The sequence below is a fragment of the Streptomyces sp. NPDC048383 genome, assembly GCF_040651775.1.
Taxonomy (GTDB): Bacteria; Actinomycetota; Actinomycetes; order Streptomycetales; family Streptomycetaceae; genus Streptomyces.
Genome location: NZ_JBEZKS010000056.1, coordinates 42,305 through 58,791, shown reverse-complemented (window position 1 = coordinate 58,791; position 16,487 = coordinate 42,305). Strand labels below are relative to the sequence as shown.

Below are 16,487 nucleotides of genomic sequence, written 5' to 3'. Positions count from 1 at the left end.
GATCCGGCGCGGGCCGCGCCGGATCCCCGGGGTTTCGTCGTGTCCGGCCCCGGTCAGGGAGTGGAGCCGGTCGCGCGGCGGCGGGCGGCCATCAGGGCGTGCACGAGGACGCCCGCGAAGAGGAACAGGACGCCCTGGTAGACGGCCGCGTAGCCGGAGCCCGCGACCAGCCACATGGAGAAGCCGAAGGCCAGGCAGGCCATGACGGCGTCGCGGACCAGGCGGCCCCGCGCGACCTCGTCGGCCCGCCCCGAGGCCAGGAAGTACAGCTGCGCGGCGGTGGAGAGCAGGTACGGGACGGTCGCGGTGAAGGTGGTGACCAGGACCAGCACCTCGAAGACGCCCTCGGAGCCGGCCGTGTAGTTGTAGACGGTGAGGCCGGAGGCCAGGGTCACGGTGACGAGGACGCCCACCACCGGGACGCCGCGCCGCTCGACCGCGAAGGCCTTCGGGAAGAGCCCGTCCCGGGCGGCCGCGTACGGGGTCTGCGCGCTGAGCAGCGTCCAGCCGTTGAGGGCGCCGAGCATCGAGATCACCGCGGCGCAGGCGACGAGCGTGCCGCCCCAGGTGCCGCCGAACATGGCGTTGACGGCGTCGCTGAAGGGGGCCTGTGAGGAGACCAGCTCGCCGTGCGGGACCAGGCCGAACACGGCGAGGGTGCCGAGCAGGTACACGGCGGCGGCGCCCGCGGTGCCGAGGACGGTGGCCCGGCCCACGTTGCGGGCCGGATCGCGGACCTCGCCGGCGCTGACGGCGGCGGACTCGACGCCGAGGTAGCTGAAGAGCAGGATCGCGGCGGAGGCGGAGACCGCGCCGACGGCGCTCTGGTCGCCGGCCCGGAAGGGGCCGAGGTTGGCCGGGTCGAAGAAGAACAGCCCGCCGACGGCGACCAGCAGCAGGGGCAGCAGCTTCAGTACGGTCGCCACGACCTGGACGGCGCCCACGTACCGGGTGCCGGCCAGGTTGGCCAGGGCGGGCAGCCACTGGACGGTCAGGGCCGCCAGGCACAGCGACCAGGTGTGGTCCCCGATCGCGGGGAACAGCACCGTGAGGTAGCCGACGGCCGCCACCGCGAGGGCGGCGTTCGAGACCCACGCGGTGATCCAGTAGCTGTAGGCGGCGAGGAAGCCCGCGAAGTCGCCGAACGCGGCGCGGACGTAGACGTACGGGCCCCCGGTGCGCGGGTGCCGTTCGGCGAGGCGGCCGAAGACCAGGGCGAGGGAGATCGCGCCGAGGGTCAGGAGGGCGAAGGCGACCAGGCTGATGGTGCCGAAGGGCGCCACCGAGGCCGGGAGCAGGAAGATCCCGCCGCCGATGATGTTGCCCATGACCAGGCAGAGGGCGACCGGGAGGCCGAAGCGGGGGCGGTGCGGGCCCGCGCCGCCCGGGGCGGTGGGGTCCGTGGGGTCCGTGGTCGCCGCGGGGGCCGCGGGGGCCGTGGCCCCGGTGGTGGTCGGGGCTGCGGTGCTGGTCATGGGTGGTGCGCCTCGGGATGTCTCACATGCTGGGCAGGACGCCCCATGGTCGGGCACCGTGAACTCCGTACCAAATCACCGGGTTTCGTCCGGTGCGGGCACCCCTACGGAAGGAAAGGTTCCGCCCGGTTCGGGCTCCGGCCGGGGATCCTCCGCCTGCCGGCAGGTGAGCGGGACCTGGGGGCCGTCCGCCTCCCGGAGCCAGCGCCGCAGGACGACGTGCACGGCTTCGGCCCCCACCAGCTCCCCGCCCGGATCGGACAGGTCGGTGGGCCACATCAGGAACGGGCGCGCCTGCTCCCCGCCCAGGCCGCCGTGCGATCCGATCTGCTCCTCGAAGGCGTGCACGGCCCCGGTCACCGGGTCGTACGCCGAGTTGACCATGATGTCGGCCACGTGCGGGAAGGAGTCCGTCCGGCGGACCGCCCCGGCCGCGCCCGGGCCGAACGGCGCCAGCAGCTCCTCCGCCGCGCCCGGTACGTCGAGCCGCGCCGACGCGCCGTGCGGGCCCAGCACCTCGCCGTCCACCAGCAGGAAACCGACCCCGGGGTGGTTGGCCAGGGTGGCCAACAGGGCGGGGTGGGCCCGCTCGATCGCCCGGCGCGTGGCCCGGCCGGGCAGGTCCGGGAAGGAGATCAACGCGAGGTTGCCCGAGGCCAGCACCACTGGGTCGGAGCCCGCCGGCGGCCGGGCGTCCTCGCCCTCGTCCTCCGGCCGGTGCAGGGCCGCCAGCACCGACGCACGGGCCTCGGCCCCGCTGCGCGTGCCGCCGGCCCGCCGGGAGACCGGCAGCCCGCAGCCCGCCCGGACGAGGTCCTTCAGCGTGAGCCCGTAGCGGCCCAGGAAGGTCTCCCCCGGGCTCTGGCCGTGGTCGGAGAGCAGGACGAAGCGGTAGCCGCGCGGGGCGTGCTCGGTGGCCCGGGCGATCAGCGCGAGGCTCCGGTCCAGTCGGGCCAGTACCCGGTCGGTGTCCCCGCCGTGCGGCCCCGAGTGGTGGGCGACCTCGTCGTACGCGACGAGGTCGGCGTAGACGGCGGCGCGGCCCGCCAGGACGTCCCCCATCACCGCCGCGACCACCACGTCCCGCTCGATCACCGTCGCGAAGGCCCGGATCACCGGGTACAGGCCGCCGCGCGCCACCCGCGGCACGGTCCGCCGCGCCCGCGAGCGCAGCGACTGGCCGATCTCACGGCCCACCTCGGCCGTGAAGGACAGGGCGGTGCGGACGGCGTTCGCCGGGTCGGAGAAGTACGCGAAGTAGCCCGCGCGGGAGCGGTTGTCGCGCCCCCGCCGGGCGGCGACGGACAGCACCAGCGCCAGCTGGTCGGCCCCGCCGCCGAACAGGTTGCCCCGGCTGGCGCCGTCGAGGGTGAGGAGCCCGGCGTCCCCGGTGCGGCGCACGGCCCGGCGCTGGAGTTCGGCCGCGCTCGTGGGCCGGTTGCAGACCATCACCTCGCCGGTGTCCTTCTCGTACCAGCGGAAGGCCGGTACGTCGAAGTTGGAGCCGTGCAGGATGCCGAGCTGGCTGGCGCCGGTCTGGCTGGACCAGTCCGTGCGCCAGGGGGCGAGGCGGTGGCTGCGCTCCAGCCAGTCGGCGACGGTCGGCATCAGGCCGTCCGCGGCGGCCCGGCGCAGCACCTCGTACCCGACGCCGTCGAGCTGGAGGAAGACCAGCCCGGGCGCGGCCTCGGCCGCGCCCTCGGTGCCCGTACGGCGCTGGCGGCGGCGCCTGCGGTCGGCGAGCCGGTACAGCCGCCGCCGGTACGCCTCGTCGTCGCGGACCGCGAGGGCGGTGGAGGTGGCGGAGGCCACCGCGGACATCACCGCGGCGACGACGACGGCCGTCTCGGGGGCCGCGGCGCCGCGGCCGTCCGGGATGAGGCTGAGCGCGATCAGCAGGATCGAGCCGTTGAGGAAGAACACGAGCAGCCCGAGCACCAGGGCCGGCACCAGCAGCAGGGCCCGTACGAGCACCGGCCACACCAGCGCGCTCAGCAGGCCGAAGGCCCCGGCGCCCCAGGCGGCGGTCAGCCCGATCCGGGTGATGCTGTCGCTGTCGGAGGACTGGAGGCGGAAGTCGGGCAGGATCCCGGCGAGGACGAGCAGGGTGAGCGTGGACACCGCCCACACGATCACCACCCGCACCAACGCACCGCCCGCGGCCCGCCAGCGCCAACGCCCTCGCCCCACGCCCGTTCTCCGTCTTCCGTCCCGGGCCGCGCCCCGCCGGCGACCCCCCGGCCAGCGTCGCACAGGGCGGTGGGACGGTGCGTCGGACACGGGTGACGCACGGACGTACGGCGAATGGCGGGGGCGGTGGGGGCGCGGGGATGTGGGGATGTGGCGCGAGGACCTACGTGCCGTCGTAGCCGGCCGTCGGCATGGAGAGCCGGCGGTGCACCTCGGCCTTCATCGCCGAGGTGTACTGCGGCTCGTCGAGTCCGGCGGTCTCCAGCGGGACGCCGCGTCGCGCGCACTCGGCGGCGAACTCCTCGACCGAGCCGAGCGCCCGGGCCAGGACCCGCGGGTTGGGTGCGACGAACAGGTCGATCCGGCCGTCGTCCACGTCGCACCACAGTCCGCAGTGGTCGGCCCGCAACCCGTAGAACAGCAGGTGTCGGGTGATCACGTAGCCCCGGTCGGCGGCCCAGCGCGCGCACATGGCGTGCTGGCTCCGGGTGTCCACGGCGAAGGGATCGGTGTCGAGTTCTTCGAGCGGGGCCAGGCTGGCGATCGCGGCCACGCGCAGCTCATCCATGGCGCCCGACCCTACTCCGATCCGGGCCCGCGCAGGAGGGGACCGCGAGGATCGGGTCGCCGGATCGGTCCGGGGAGGTCACGTCCGCGCGGATCCCCGCGGTCACCCCTAAGCTCGGGAGGGGGTCGAGGGAGGGAGACGGTCGCAGTGGCGGTCGAGATCACCTGGTGGGGGCACGCGACGTGCACGGTGCGGGACTCGGGGGTACGGCTGCTGACCGACCCGTTGTTCGCCCGGCGGTTCGCGCACCTGCGGCGGCGGCGCGGGGCGCTGCCGCCGCCCGAGGCGGCCCGGGCCGACATGGTGCTGGTGTCGCACCTGCACTCCGACCACCTGCACCTGCCGTCGCTGGCCCGGGTGCCGCGCGGGACCCGCGTGGTGGTGCCGCACGGAGCGCGCCGGGCGGTGCCGGGGCTGGAGCGGCTCGCGGAGCTGCGTGACCTGGTGGTGGCGGAGGTGGCCCCGGGCGACGAGGTCGCCGTGCGGGACGACGTACGGGTACGGGTGGTCAGCGCGCGGCACGACGGGCGGCGGCTGCCGTTCGGGCCGCACCGGTCGCCCGCGCTGGGGTACGTGGTCGAGGGCGCGTCGCGGACGTACTTCGCCGGCGACACGGGTCTGTTCGACACGATGGCCGAGGAGGTCGGGCCGGTGGACGTGGCGCTGCTGCCGGTCGGCGGTTGGGGCCCGTACCTGGGTCCGGGGCACCTGGACGCGGAGCGGGCGGCGCGGGCGCTGGCGGAGCTGGCTCCTGCCGCGGCGGTGCCGGTGCACTACGGGACGTACTGGCCGATCGGCATGGACGCGGTGCGCCCGCACGAGTTCCACGCGCCGGGCGAGGAGTTCGCGCGGCACGCGCTGCGGCTCGCGCCGAAGGTGACGGTACGGGTGCCGGCGCACGGGGAGCGGGTGCGGCTGCCGTGATCCCGTGGCGGGAGGCGGTGGCGGCCGCCGGTCAGGTGCCGCCGGAGGGCACGCAACAGGCGCTCGGTTACCCGGCGTTGTTCGTGTTGGTGGCGCTGGGCGCGTTGGTGCCGGTGATCCCGACGGGGGCGTTGGTGAGTACGGCGGCCGTGGTGGCGTTCCATCACCAGGCGCTGCCGTTCGGGCTGTTGCTGGTGTTCGGGGTCTCCGCGTCGGCGGCGTTCCTCGGGGACGTCGCGCTGTACTGGTTGGGCCGGCGCGGGGTGCATTCGCGGGGCGGCTCGCGCTGGCTGGAGTCGCTGCGCGGCCGGGCCACGCCGGAGCGGCTGGAGCGGGCGCGGGCGAAGCTCGACGACAACGGCGTGATGGTGCTGGTGCTGTCGCGGTTGGTCCCGGCGGGCCGGATCCCGGTGATGCTCGCCTGCCTGTTGGCCGGGATGCCGTTGCGGCGCTTCGCCCGGGGCGACGCCCCGGCCTGCCTCGCCTGGGCGGCGACGTACGGGCTGATCGGGATCCTGGGCGGCTCGCTGTTCTCCGAGCCCTGGAAGGGCGTGGCGCTGGCCGTCGGCGTCACGCTGCTGATCAGCGCGGGCCCGGCCGGGTGGCGGCTGGCCCGGCGGTAGGCGTGCCCCGTCGGTCGGCGGCGGGCTCAGGGGCCGGGCGTCCGGTGGGCCCAGGGGCGGACCGCTTCGAGTTGGGCGGCGACCTGGAGGAGGGTCGTCTCCTGGTGTTCCCTGCCGACCAGTTGGACTGCGAGCGGGAGTCCGTCCGAGCCGAAGCCGGCCGGAACCGAAGCCGCGGGGTGACCCGTGACGTTCCACAGGGCGGTGTAGGCGATCATCGGCAGCGAGCGGACCGTCGCGCCGACCGCCCCGACTCCGTCCAGGGCGCCGACCCGTCGGGGCCGGGCGGCCAGGGTCGGGGTGAGCAGCAGGTCGGCCCCGGCGAAACAGCGGCCGGCCCGCTTCGCCAGCCGCTCCCCCGCGCGCACGGCCCGTTCCACCACGGCCTCGGGTGCCAGTCGGGCGAGGCGCAGCGTGCCGCGGGTGCGTCGCTCCAGCAGCTCGGGCCGTTCCACGGCCGCCGCCTCGGCGCGTACACCGCCGCAGAACTGGGCCGCGAAGGCAGCGGTGGTGTCGGGGTAGCGCGGGTCCACCTCCCGGACGTCGTGCCCCAGTTCGCGCAGGATCCGTACGGTGTCGGCGAGCGCGGCGACGTGTTCGGGGTGCGGGCGCACGCCGGGTACCGCGGGGGCGGCCGAGTACCCGATCCGGAGCCTGCCGGGCTCGGTGGACGCGGCGTGGACGAAGCTCGTCGGGGCGGGTCGGGCCGCCCAGCGGTCCCCTTCGGCGGGGCCGCTGAGGACGTCGTACAGCAGGGCGCTGTCCAGCACCGTGCGGGTGAGCGGTCCGATGGTGCCGAGGGCGTACCAGAGGTGCGGGTGCGGAGCGGTGGGGACGCGGCCGCGCTGCGGTTTGAGGCCGAACAGGCCGCAGCAGGCGGCCGGGATCCGGATCGAGCCGCCGCCGTCCCCGCCGAGCGCGGCGCCGGCCAGACCGGCGGCGACGGCGACGGCGCTGCCCCCGCTGGATCCGCCGGTGGTGCGCGCGGGGTTCCAGGGGTTGCGGGCCCAGCCGTGCGCGGCCGACTCGGTGAACGGCCACTGGCCGAACTCCGGCATCGTGGTCTTCCCGATGATCACGGCCCCGGCGGCCCGGAGCCGCCGGACGGCTTCGGCGTCGTGCGGGGCCGGTGTGAGGTTGGCGGCGCCACCGAAGCCGGTCACCTCGCCGGCGACGTCCAGCTCGTCCTTGATCGCGACGGGGACGCCGAGCAGCGGCCCCGCCGCGTCGGGCCCGCCGGCCGCGAGGGCCGCGTCGCGGGCGTCCGCCTCGGCCAGGGCGCGCTCCCCGAGCAGTACGCGGAAGGCCCCGAGGCGGTCGAGCCGCTCGGCCCGGCGCAGGGTCGCCTCCACGAGCCGACGCGCCGACACCTTGCCGGCGCGTACGAGTTCGGCCTGCCGGGCGGCGCCCAGGAACACCAGCTCACGGTCGTCCATCGGTTTCCTTCCGGTCCTGGGCGGTGGTGTTCCTGCTCGCGGTCGGGGTCGGGGTCGGCGCCACGGAGCGCGCCACGCGGAAGCCGACGTCCTCGACCCGGAAGCTCGGGTGGCTGCGGCGGCGCGCGGAGGCCCGGCAGCTCCAGTGCTCGTCGAACCAGCCGCCGCCGCGCAGCACCCGGTAACTGCCGTAGACCTCGGGGTCGTAGAGGTCCCAGCACCAGTTCCAGACGTTGCCGAGCATGTCGTGGAGGCCCCACGCGTTGGGGAGCCGGCCGCCCACCTCGTGGATGCGTTCGTCCGAGTTGCCGCGGTACCAGGCGATCTCGTCGAGGGGCCCGTAGTGCGGTCCGGTGGTGCCGGCCCGGCAGGCGTGTTCCCATTCGGCCTCGGTCGGCAGCCGGTACCCGTCGGCGGACCCGTCGAGGTCGACGCCCTGGCCGTCGGGGTGGAAGCGGTAGGCGGGCGCCAGGCCCCCGCCCCGCGAAAGCGCGTTGCAGAACCGGACGGCGTCCCACCAGGACACGCTCTCGACGGGCAGCCCGTCGCCCCGGGAGGCGCTCGGGCGCACCCCGGTGACCTGGGCGTACCGGTGCTGGGTAACGGGCAGCGCCGCGATCCGGTACGCCGGGAGGTCCACGGCCCAGCTGCGCCGCGTCCGCCGGTCCGACAGGGTGACCCGCCCCGGCGGGACGTCGATCATCCCGGGTTCCGCACTCGCGTCCATGAACAGGGGATCCTACGACACCAGTTCGGCGTCGGGCGGTGCGCCGGCTCGGCGTCGGGCGGCGGGCGGTGCGCCGGCTCGGCGGCGGGCCGCGATCAGTCCGCCAGCTCGGCGAGGGCCGAGCCGAGGCCGTCCAGCGCGTTCCGGACGTGCGGCAGGCCCAGCGGGTCCGGGGACTCCAACGCGGCCAGCCGCTGTCGGGGGTCGCCGCCCAGCAGCGGCCCGGTCGCGAGGCGGACCCGCAGCGCGCCCAGGTCGTCCGCGAAGCGCTGGCCGCCGGGGGTCGCCGCGCCCAGTCGGGCGCCGAGCCAGTCCTCCAGTTCCATGGCGTCGCCCACCCCGTGCCGGGCCAGGCCGGCACGCAGCGGCGTCAGGTCGGCGTACAGGTGCCGGCCCGCCTCCGGGGGCCGGGCGAACGCCCCGGCGGCCAGCAGCACCCGGTGCGCGGCGGCGGCGACCGAGCCGTGCAGGGCGGCGGCCGCGTAGGCCCGCGCGGTGACCGCGTCGGGTTCGTCCAGGGCGTGGGCGGCGGCTCCGGCGACGGGGCCCGCGATCAGGGCGCCGGTGGCGGTGAGGATGTCCAGGGTCCGGGCGCGCAGCCAGGTGCCGCGGGGGGTGCCGGGCAGGCGGAGCACGGCGGCCGGCCAGCCGCCGGGCAACAGCGCCCCGGAGAGGTCGACGAGGACGGCGACCTGGTCGGGCAGCATCTCGGCGGGGCTCAGCACCAGCGTGTCGTGGGGCCGGTGGACGGTGTCGCGCCAGCTCTCGTCGCTGACCACGAACAGTCCGGCGGACTCCGCCGCCTCGCAGGCCTCCCGCAGCAGTTCGGGCGGCGGCACGGTCCCGGTCGGGTCGTCGGCCACGGACAGCAGCAGCACCTGCGGGTCGCCGCCCTCGGCGCGGACCCTGCGTACGGTCTCCAGCAGGGCGTAGGGGTCCGGTACGCCGCCGCACTCGGCGGGGGTCGGCACGTGGTAGGCCCGTCGTCCCAGCAGGCGGATCTGCGGGGTCCACCAGGCGGGACAGGGGCGGGGCAGCAGCACGTCGCCGCCGTACGCGCCGAGCAGGGCCAGCAGCAGGGCGGGGGCGCCGGGCCCCGCGGCCACGTTCTCGGGGGCGGTGGCGAGCCCGCGCCGGGCCCAGTGCCCGCAGGCGGCCTCGCGTACGGGCTCCGCGCCGCCGGGCGGTTCGGGGGCGGCCCGGTCCGCGGCGGCCGTGAGGGCCGCGGTCAGCTCCGGGAGGGCGGGCAGGCCGGGTTCCGGGGCGGGGGGCCCGTACCGGACGGGCCCGCGTCCCACGGACACCGGTCCCCAGGCCCGGGCGGTGCCCGGGCCGTGCGTCGTCCCCTCGGCCATCCCCGCCACCGCGTCCGCCTTCCGCCGCCGACCCGTCCCTGCCCTTTATACGGCTGTTCGGGCTACCTCGCCCGTCGGCCCGTTCACCGAACACGCCCCGCACGAGATCCCACCGTGCGGCCATCCCATCCCCTTGCCGCACAAGCTGCGTGTCCACATGTCAGAACACAGGTCTCACATGACGGTCGCATCCCCTACCGTGATCAACGACGCTTCGACCAGGAGGGGTTCCGCCATGAACGACACCGCCCGAGCCACCGACGCCCACGCACCCGAGCCCGACGCGGCCCACGAGACGGCCGTCTACACGCACGGCCACCACGAGTCGGTGCTGCGCTCCCACCGCTGGCGCACCGCCGCCAACTCGGCCGCCTACCTGACCGGGGAACTGCGCCCGGGGATGCGGGTGCTGGACGTGGGCTGCGGACCCGGCACCATCACGGCGGACCTGGCCCTGCTGGTCGCCCCGGACGGCCGGGTGACGGCCGTGGACGCGGCGGCGGACGTCGTCGAACAGGCCCGTGCCCACGCCGCCGAACGCGGCCTGGCCGGGGCGATCGACTTCGGCACGGCGGACGTCCACGCCCTGGAGTTCCCGGACGACTCCTTCGACGTGGTCCACGCCCACCAGGTGCTGCAGCACGTCGGCGACCCGGTACGGGCCCTGCGCGAGATGCGCCGGGTGTGCCGGCCGGGCGGCATCGTGGCCGTGCGCGACGCCGACTACGCGGCAATGACCTGGTACCCGGCCACCCCCGGCCTGGCGCAGTGGCTGGACCTGTACCGGCGGGTGGCCCGGGCCAACGGGGGCGAGCCCGACGCGGGCCGGCGCCTGCTGTCGTGGGCGCGCGCGGCGGGCTTCACGGAGATCACCGCGTCCGCGACGGCGTGGTGCTACGCCACCGCCGAGGAGAGGGTTTGGTGGTCCTCCCTGTGGGCGGACCGCACGACGGCCTCCGCCTACGCGGCCATCGCCATGGACGGCGGCCACGCCACCCGCGCCGACCTGGACGCCGCCGCCCACGCCTGGCGCACCTGGGGCGAGGCTCCGGACGCCTGGTTCTCCGTCCTGAACGGCGAACTGATCTGCCGGGCCTAGCACGTCGACCAAGAGGGCCCCACGGGCGGTGCCCGGTGACCCTCGCCCGGCACCCCCGGTACGCGGCCGGTGCCGCCCACGCCCGACCGCGCCGCCCGGTGGGCGAGGTCGTCCGGGCCGAACTCGGCCCCGCGTGAGGGCCCTTCAGGCCGACCCCGCCGGGCCCGACCCGCCCGGCGGGCGCACCCGGAAGTCGTACGCGGGCGGCAGCGGGGCGTCCGTCAGCTCGGCCCAGAGTTCGGACAGGGCCTCCTCGCCCTCGCGCAGGTCCGGGAGTTCGAAGCCGTCCTCGAAGAGCCGGCGGGCCGCGCCGACGTGGCCCTCCGCCGCCAGCAACCGGGCGGCGAGCAGCCTGAACCGGCCCTGCTCGCGCAGCGTCGGGCGGAGCCCGTCCCAGACCTCCCGGGCGGCGGCCGGCCGGCCCGCGGCCAGCAGCGCCGTCATCGCCTCCCGACCCAGGGCGGATTCGGCGGCGGTCCAGGCCTCGCCGCCCCGGCTCCGCTCGACCAGGTCCGCGAAGGCCTCGGCGTACCGGTCGGCGGCCCGCAGCGGATCCCCGGCGAGGGAGTCGGCCACCGCGAGGCAGCGCAGCAGGGGCCAGCGGGAGGGGGCCAGGGCCAGGCCGCGCTCCCAACTCCGTACGGCCTGGGCCACGTCACCGGCGTGCCACTGGGCGACGCCGAGGTGGTACTCGGTGAGCGGGTCGGCGGGGGCCGTCTCCAGCATGTCCCGCCAGTGCCCGGCGACGAGGGGCTCGCCGGGCGGGCCCGCCTTGCGCGGCGCGGGCAGCACCCCGGTGCGCCACAACCGCAGCCAGGGTTCCTGGGCGGCGCCGAGGGTGGATTCCTCGAAGGGGGTGCCGGGCAGGTCGTGGCCCGCGCACAGCACCTCCAGGGCGCCCCAGCCGGAGCCGGTGGCGATCCGCTCCCCCGGTTCGGTGTCGGCGCGGGCCCGCCAGGCCTTGTGGGCGGCGTCGAGGGCCGCGGCCGGTAGGACGGCGTCCAGGGCCTCGGCGGCGGCCCCGCGGGCGGCCGCCCAGTCGGCGCCGTGCACCCGGGCGGGGTCGGCGCTCAGGGGCCCGTACGCCTCCAACCAGCTGAACTCGGCCCCGGGTTCCAGGCGTACGTGTTCCAGTGGGGTGCGGGCCAGGCCGGCCCGGAGTTCGGCGTAGCCGCCGGCGCCGGGCCCGGTCAGCCACTCCTGCCAGCGCCGGCCACCCGCTCCGGCGCCCCACACGAACAGCTCTCGGCCGCGCAACCGGGCGGTGGAGGCCTGGGCCGGCCCGTACCCGTCGGCGTCGAGGGAGGCGATCCAGGGCCGCTCCGCGTCCGCGTCGCGGACCGCGTAGAAGAAGTCGCTCGGGTACTCGCTGCGCAGCGGGTGGGTCCGGTCCTCGCCCTCCCACACGGGTACGGGGACGCGACGCGGGGAGCCCTCGCGGCCGAGGTGCCAGGCTTCGTCGGCGGGGGCGAGGACGCGCGTGCCCGGCTCCTCGGGGACGGCGGCGTTGGACCACCAGGACACGGGCGCGGGGCGTTCGTGCGGGTTGCGGACGCGGACGCCGACGTACAGGAACTCCGAGTCGGCGGGGAGCCACAGGTCCACCTGGAACGGCAGGTCGCGCAGCCGTTCCCATTCCCACATCCGCAGCATCACGCCCCCGTCGGGTGCGGGGACGGGGGCGGCGTGCAGCGGGGAGCAGGACAGGGTGCCGTGTCCGCCGGCGCCGATGCTCCATTCGATGCCGCCGGCGAACCAGGCTCCGTTGAGGGCGAGGTTGGCGGGCTGGAACACCGGATTGCGGTGGAGCAGTTCGCGGCCGGTCGCCAGGTGGACCAGGGAGTGGATCCGGCCGCCGAGTTCGGGCAGCACGGTGACGCGCAGCCTGCCGTTGTCGATGACGACCGATGCGAACTCCCGCTCCGCGCGCTCGCGTCCGTAGCCGTCGCGGACCGGTACGGGCAGCAGCGAGCGCGGCGGCTCGTGCCCGATGCGACGGTCCGTGTCGCGCGGCAGCCCGCCGCGCGCGCGTCGGTCCGGCGCGTGCACCCCGTCGGGGGCGCGCAGGGCGGGAAGGGGGTTGTCGGGACCCAACGGGGCTGCGGGAAGGGTCAGCAGGGCACGTCGGACGGTGGTGGCCATGAGGAAAGGGAACACGCCGGCGCGGTCGGTGCACAGGGGTTCCGCGGATCACCACCGGTCAGGATTACGCAAAGGCGTCCGCGACGAGGTCGGCGAGCAGGGCTCCCGCACGCCCGTCCGGATCCAGGTCCGGGTCGTAGACGGTGACGTTGATGCCGACGCAGCGCGGCGAGCGGGCCAGTACCCCGAGCAGCCCGGCCAGTTCGTCGGGCAGCAGCCCGCCGGGTTCGGGGCTGTCGACGGCGGGCATGACGGACGGGTCCAGCACGTCGGCGTCGAGGTGGATCCAGAAGCCGTCCGTGCGCGGCGGGTGGAGTCCCTCCAGCGCGGCCCGGGCCACGGCGGCGGCGCCCCGCTCGCGGATGTCCCCGACGGTGGCGGCGGTGATCCCGGCGGCGCGCAGTTCGGGGAGGTCGGCGTCGCCGTCCCGAATTCCGAACAGGCGTACGTATTCCGTGCGCAGGTAGGGGCCGAGGCCTTCCAGGTCGCTCAGGTCGGCCTGGCCGCGGCCGGTGGCCAGGGCGAGTTCCTCGCCGGCGGCGGCGCCGACGGGCCCGTTGACGGCCTCGTTGCCGGGGTGGCGGAAGTCGGCGGACCCGTCGATCGCGGCGAGGCCGTAGTGACCGATGCGGCGCATGGCGAGGGCGGCGCCGAGTTGGACGGAGCAGTCGCCACCGAGGACGACGGGGAACTCGCCGGCCCGCAGGTGCTTCTCGACGCGGTCGGCGAGGACGGTGGTGTATCCGGCGAGCGCGGCCGCGTGGAAGACGCCGTCGCCCTCCCGCCAGTCGCCCCGGTCGTAGCGGGGCGGGACGACGACCCCGCCCTCGCGGGCGCCGAGCCGGTGCAGCAGCCCTTGCTCGCGCAGCGCGCCGGCCAGTTTGTAGACGCCGGGCACGGCGCCGGGCGCGGGCGGTCGCAGGCCGAGGTTGGAGGGGGCGTCGAGCAGGACGAGGCTTCTCATGAGCCCATCCTGGGCGACGCGGCCTCCGTCGTCCCGGGATTCGTCCGACCGGGTTCGACGGCGGTGACGGCCCAGCGTTCGTGGTCGCGCCAGGCGCCGTCGACGTGCAGGAAGTCCGGGGAGAACCCCTCCAGACGGAAGCCGCGGCCCCTGACCAGGGCGATCGAGGCGGCGTTGGCCGGCTGGATGTTGGCCTCCAGGCGGTGCAGCCCGAGGCCGCCCCGGTCGGTGGGGGCGAAGGAGTGCTCGACGGCCAGGTCGAGGGCCTCGCCCATCACCCCGCGTCCGGCGGCGTGCGCGAAGGCCCCGTAGCCGAGGGCGCCGCACCGGAAGGCGCCCAGCACGATGTTGTTGACGTTGACGAAGCCGGCGATGGCGCCGGTGGCGAGTTCGCAGACCAGGAACCCGGCGCGGCCCTCGTCGCCCGCGAGGCGGGCCACCCAGGGCTCGTACTCGGCGACGGTGACGGGCGGGAACAGCCAGGGGTGGTGCAGGTGCCGGCTCTCGTGCGCGCGGGCGGTGAACTCCGGTCCGTCGGACGGGCGGAAGGGCCGCAGGCCGACCGCCGGACCGGTGACGACGTAGTGCGAATGTTCCATCGCCCCAGGCTAGGGGCCGGAACGGCATCCTCCGGTGATCGTCACCGAGGGCGTTTTCGTCCTGCCGGCCGCCGCCGCCCGCGTCACGTCGGGCGGCGGCGCCGGCCCAGGGCCAGGTAGGCCCCGCAGAGACCGCCGAGCACCGCCGTGCTCAGCAGCGCCACCCACAGGGGCATCGTGACGATCGGGACCAGCAGCCGGATCTCCGTCGACCGGGTGTTCTCGAAGATGAAGACGAGGGTGAGGACCGCGAGGGCGAGGAAGCCCACGCGGGCCGGGGTGAACGTGCCGCGGCCCTGGGAGGAGGCGCCTTTGGGGGCTTGGTGGGTCATGGGCCCATGATCCGCCCGCGGGGCGGTCGGCGGTCAGCTGTGGAGGGCCAGACGGGGGACGTCGTCCCGGTCGATCCCGAAGACCTGCGCGTACAGGGACAGCTCCGCCTCCAGGGCCGTGACCATCGTCTCCGCGCGTCGGAAGCCGTGGCCCTCGCCCTCGAAGGTGAGGTACGCGTGCGGTACCGGGCGGCCCCGCAGCGCGGTCAGCAACCGCTCGGCCTGGGCGGGCGGACAGACCGGGTCCTCCAGCCCCTGGAGCAGCAGGAAGGGGGCGGTGATCCGGTCGGCGCGGGCCACCGGGGAGCGTTCGCGGCAGCGCAGGGCCAGGGTCTGTCCGCGTCCGGCCAGGCCGTCGGTGTAGTGGGATTCGAGGTCGTGGGTCTCGGCGGCGAAGCCCCGCAGGTCCAGGACCGGGTAGATGATCGCGGCGCAGGCGTAGAGGTCGCCGGCGGCCAGCGAGGCGGCCGCCGTCCAACCGCCGGCGCTGGCGCCGCGGACCGCGAGCCGGGCGGGGTCGGCGGTGCCCTCGGCGGCCAGGGCGCGGGCGACGGCCGCGCAGTCCTCGACGTCGACCACCCCCCACTGTTCGCGCAGCCGCTCGCGGTAGGCGCGGCCGTACCCGGTGGAGCCGCCGTAGTTCACCTCGACGACGCCGATGCCGCGCGAGGTGAAGTAAGCGATGTGCAGGTCCAGGGCGGGCGGCACGTGGTCGGTGGGGCCGCCGTGCGCCCACACCACGTACGGGGGCCGTTCGGCGGCCGGGGCCCGTACGGCGGGGTGGTGCGGCGGGTAGACGTGCGCGTGGATCTCCCGGCCGCCCGGGCCGGGGAAGGTCCTGGTCTGCGGCTCCGGGTAGTGGGCGGGGTCCACGGGGTCGGTGGCGTGGGCGCCGACGACGCGGGCGTGGCCCGTCGCGGTGTCCAGTTCGACGACCTCGTAGGCGCTGCGCGGGCTCGCGGCGACCCCGTAGACGCGGGTGCCGCTGACGGCCAGGGTGGGCTGCCAGGCCGTCCAGGGGCCGGCGACGTCGACGAGGTCGCCGCTGTCGGGGTCGAGGACGCCGAGCACCGAGGAGCCGCGGCCGTGCAGGACGGCGAGCGGGCCGCCGTCGGACCCGTCGGCGCTGGAGCCGGGCAGCGGCGCCAGCCAGCTCAGGCCGGGCTTCCACAGGGCGCCGCCGAACTCCTCCTCGCGGGCGCACAGGTTGACCGCCCCGCCGCCCCCGGTGTCGACCCGGTACGGGTTCCACCAGCCGCTGCGGTCGCTGACGGCGAGCAGGCTCCCGTCGGCCGCCCACGCCACCTGGGCCACGGCCTCGTCGGGGCCGCCGAGGACGGTGCGGGGCGCGCCCAGCGCGCCGTGCGGGGTCACGTCCGCGAGTTGCAGTTCGGTGCCGTCCCAGGGCATCCGGGGGTGGTCCCAGACCAGCCAGGCGGCCCGCCGCCCGTCGGGGGACAGCCGGGGCCCGGTCCGGAAGCGGTGCCGGTCGTCGGTGAGCTCCCGTACGGCGCCGCGGTCCGCGGCGGCCGAACCGTCGATCGGTACGGCGACGGTCACCCGGCGCACGTCGCCCGGCCCGGGGCCGGTGAACTCCTCCAGCACGCACCACACCTCGGCGCCGCGCAGCACCGGGTCGGCCCAGCGCAGGCCGCCCCCGACCGTGGAGAGGGGGGTCAGGGGGCGCGGGCCGGGGCCGGCGGACGCGTCGGGTTCGTACGCGTACATCCGCTGGTCGGCGTGGTGGACGAACACCACGAGCGGTCCGCCGGTCGGCCGTTCGGCGCCCGCCCAGGGCAGGCCGCCGTACTCGGTGAACCGGCTGCGTACGTTCCACGGGGCGGGCAGCACGGACCGGGCGGGCCGCCCGTCGGCGGGGCGGCGCACGAGGGTGCGCCGCCCGCCCTCCCGCGGGCGGGGCTCGGTCCACCACACCTCGGCGCCCACGGCGCCCAGGTACTCGGGGCGGCCGTCGTGGGAGGCGGCGAGCGCGGCGTCGATCGGGGAGGGCCAGCTGCCGTAGGGCAGGTCCGGGCCGGGGACGGCCGTCACC

At 76.4% G+C, this 16,487-nt stretch carries 14 protein-coding genes; 3 read left to right on the top strand and 11 right to left on the bottom strand.

The window, feature by feature from the left end:
• Positions 1-53: 53 nt before the first annotated feature.
• The 3 genes from AB0D46_RS30560 to AB0D46_RS30550 all read right to left on the bottom strand — a co-directional run bounded on the left by AB0D46_RS30560 (position 54) and on the right by AB0D46_RS30550 (position 4,233).
• Positions 54-1,475 carry an amino acid permease gene (locus AB0D46_RS30560; RefSeq protein WP_362882265.1) on the bottom strand — a complete coding sequence of 474 codons (1,422 nt, stop codon included), beginning with the start codon at positions 1,473-1,475 and terminating at the stop codon, positions 54-56.
• A 75-nt stretch (positions 1,476-1,550) separates the two neighbouring features.
• On the bottom strand, positions 1,551-3,665 hold the full coding sequence (locus AB0D46_RS30555; protein ID WP_362882264.1) for a phage holin family protein: 2,115 nt from the start codon (positions 3,663-3,665) through the stop codon (positions 1,551-1,553).
• A gap of 163 nt (positions 3,666-3,828) precedes the next feature.
• Positions 3,829-4,233, bottom strand: a complete 405-nt coding sequence (locus AB0D46_RS30550; RefSeq protein WP_362882262.1) for a hypothetical protein — start codon at positions 4,231-4,233, stop codon at positions 3,829-3,831.
• Positions 4,234-4,380: 147 nt separating this feature from the next.
• On the opposite strand from AB0D46_RS30550, the gene AB0D46_RS30545 reads away from it, so the two are divergent.
• Entirely contained in the window at positions 4,381-5,157 is a 777-nt protein-coding gene (locus AB0D46_RS30545; RefSeq protein WP_362882261.1) for an MBL fold metallo-hydrolase, read from the top strand.
• A complete protein-coding gene (locus tag AB0D46_RS30540; protein WP_362882259.1) occupies positions 5,154-5,780 on the top strand; it encodes a VTT domain-containing protein in 627 nt (208 codons plus the stop codon). The genes AB0D46_RS30545 and AB0D46_RS30540 overlap by 4 nt, the downstream gene beginning before the upstream one ends.
• A 26-nt stretch (positions 5,781-5,806) precedes the next feature.
• Here the strand turns inward: AB0D46_RS30540 and AB0D46_RS30535 are convergent, their stop codons facing one another.
• From AB0D46_RS30535 to AB0D46_RS30525, 3 genes are all read right to left on the bottom strand, one after another.
• Positions 5,807-7,216, bottom strand: a complete 1,410-nt coding sequence (locus AB0D46_RS30535; protein ID WP_362882257.1) for an amidase — start codon at positions 7,214-7,216, stop codon at positions 5,807-5,809.
• Complete coding sequence (locus tag AB0D46_RS30530) at positions 7,203-7,943, bottom strand: formylglycine-generating enzyme family protein (protein ID WP_362882255.1); 741 nt, start codon at positions 7,941-7,943, stop codon at positions 7,203-7,205. Before AB0D46_RS30530 ends, AB0D46_RS30535 begins: the two co-directional genes overlap by 14 nt.
• A 95-nt stretch (positions 7,944-8,038) precedes the next feature.
• A complete protein-coding gene (locus tag AB0D46_RS30525) occupies positions 8,039-9,298 on the bottom strand; it encodes an aminotransferase class I/II-fold pyridoxal phosphate-dependent enzyme (protein ID WP_362882254.1) in 1,260 nt (419 codons plus the stop codon).
• A gap of 235 nt (positions 9,299-9,533) precedes the next feature.
• Between AB0D46_RS30525 and AB0D46_RS30520 the strand changes: the two genes are divergently transcribed.
• Positions 9,534-10,397, top strand: a complete 864-nt coding sequence (locus AB0D46_RS30520) for a methyltransferase domain-containing protein (RefSeq protein WP_362882252.1) — start codon at positions 9,534-9,536, stop codon at positions 10,395-10,397.
• Positions 10,398-10,541: 144 nt separating this feature from the next.
• Here AB0D46_RS30520 and AB0D46_RS30515 read toward each other — a convergent pair whose 3' ends face one another.
• The 5 genes from AB0D46_RS30515 to AB0D46_RS30495 all read right to left on the bottom strand — a co-directional run bounded on the left by AB0D46_RS30515 (position 10,542) and on the right by AB0D46_RS30495 (position 16,486).
• Entirely contained in the window at positions 10,542-12,539 is a 1,998-nt protein-coding gene (locus tag AB0D46_RS30515) for a DUF5107 domain-containing protein (RefSeq protein ID WP_362882250.1), read from the bottom strand.
• Between the two features lie 64 nt (positions 12,540-12,603).
• Positions 12,604-13,503, bottom strand: a complete 900-nt coding sequence (locus AB0D46_RS30510; protein ID WP_362882249.1) for an arginase family protein — start codon at positions 13,501-13,503, stop codon at positions 12,604-12,606.
• Positions 13,500-14,102: a GNAT family protein gene (locus tag AB0D46_RS30505; RefSeq protein ID WP_362882247.1), complete on the bottom strand. Its 603-nt coding sequence runs from the start codon at positions 14,100-14,102 to the stop codon at positions 13,500-13,502. The genes AB0D46_RS30510 and AB0D46_RS30505 overlap by 4 nt, the downstream gene beginning before the upstream one ends.
• 83 nt (positions 14,103-14,185) lie before the next feature.
• Positions 14,186-14,434, bottom strand: coding sequence for a DUF1049 domain-containing protein (locus AB0D46_RS30500; protein ID WP_362882245.1), 249 nt, complete (start codon positions 14,432-14,434; stop codon positions 14,186-14,188).
• A gap of 33 nt (positions 14,435-14,467) precedes the next feature.
• Positions 14,468-16,486 (bottom strand): prolyl oligopeptidase family serine peptidase, encoded by a 2,019-nt coding sequence (locus AB0D46_RS30495; RefSeq protein ID WP_362882243.1) that lies wholly within the window; start codon positions 16,484-16,486, stop codon positions 14,468-14,470.
• Position 16,487: the final 1 nt, after the last annotated feature.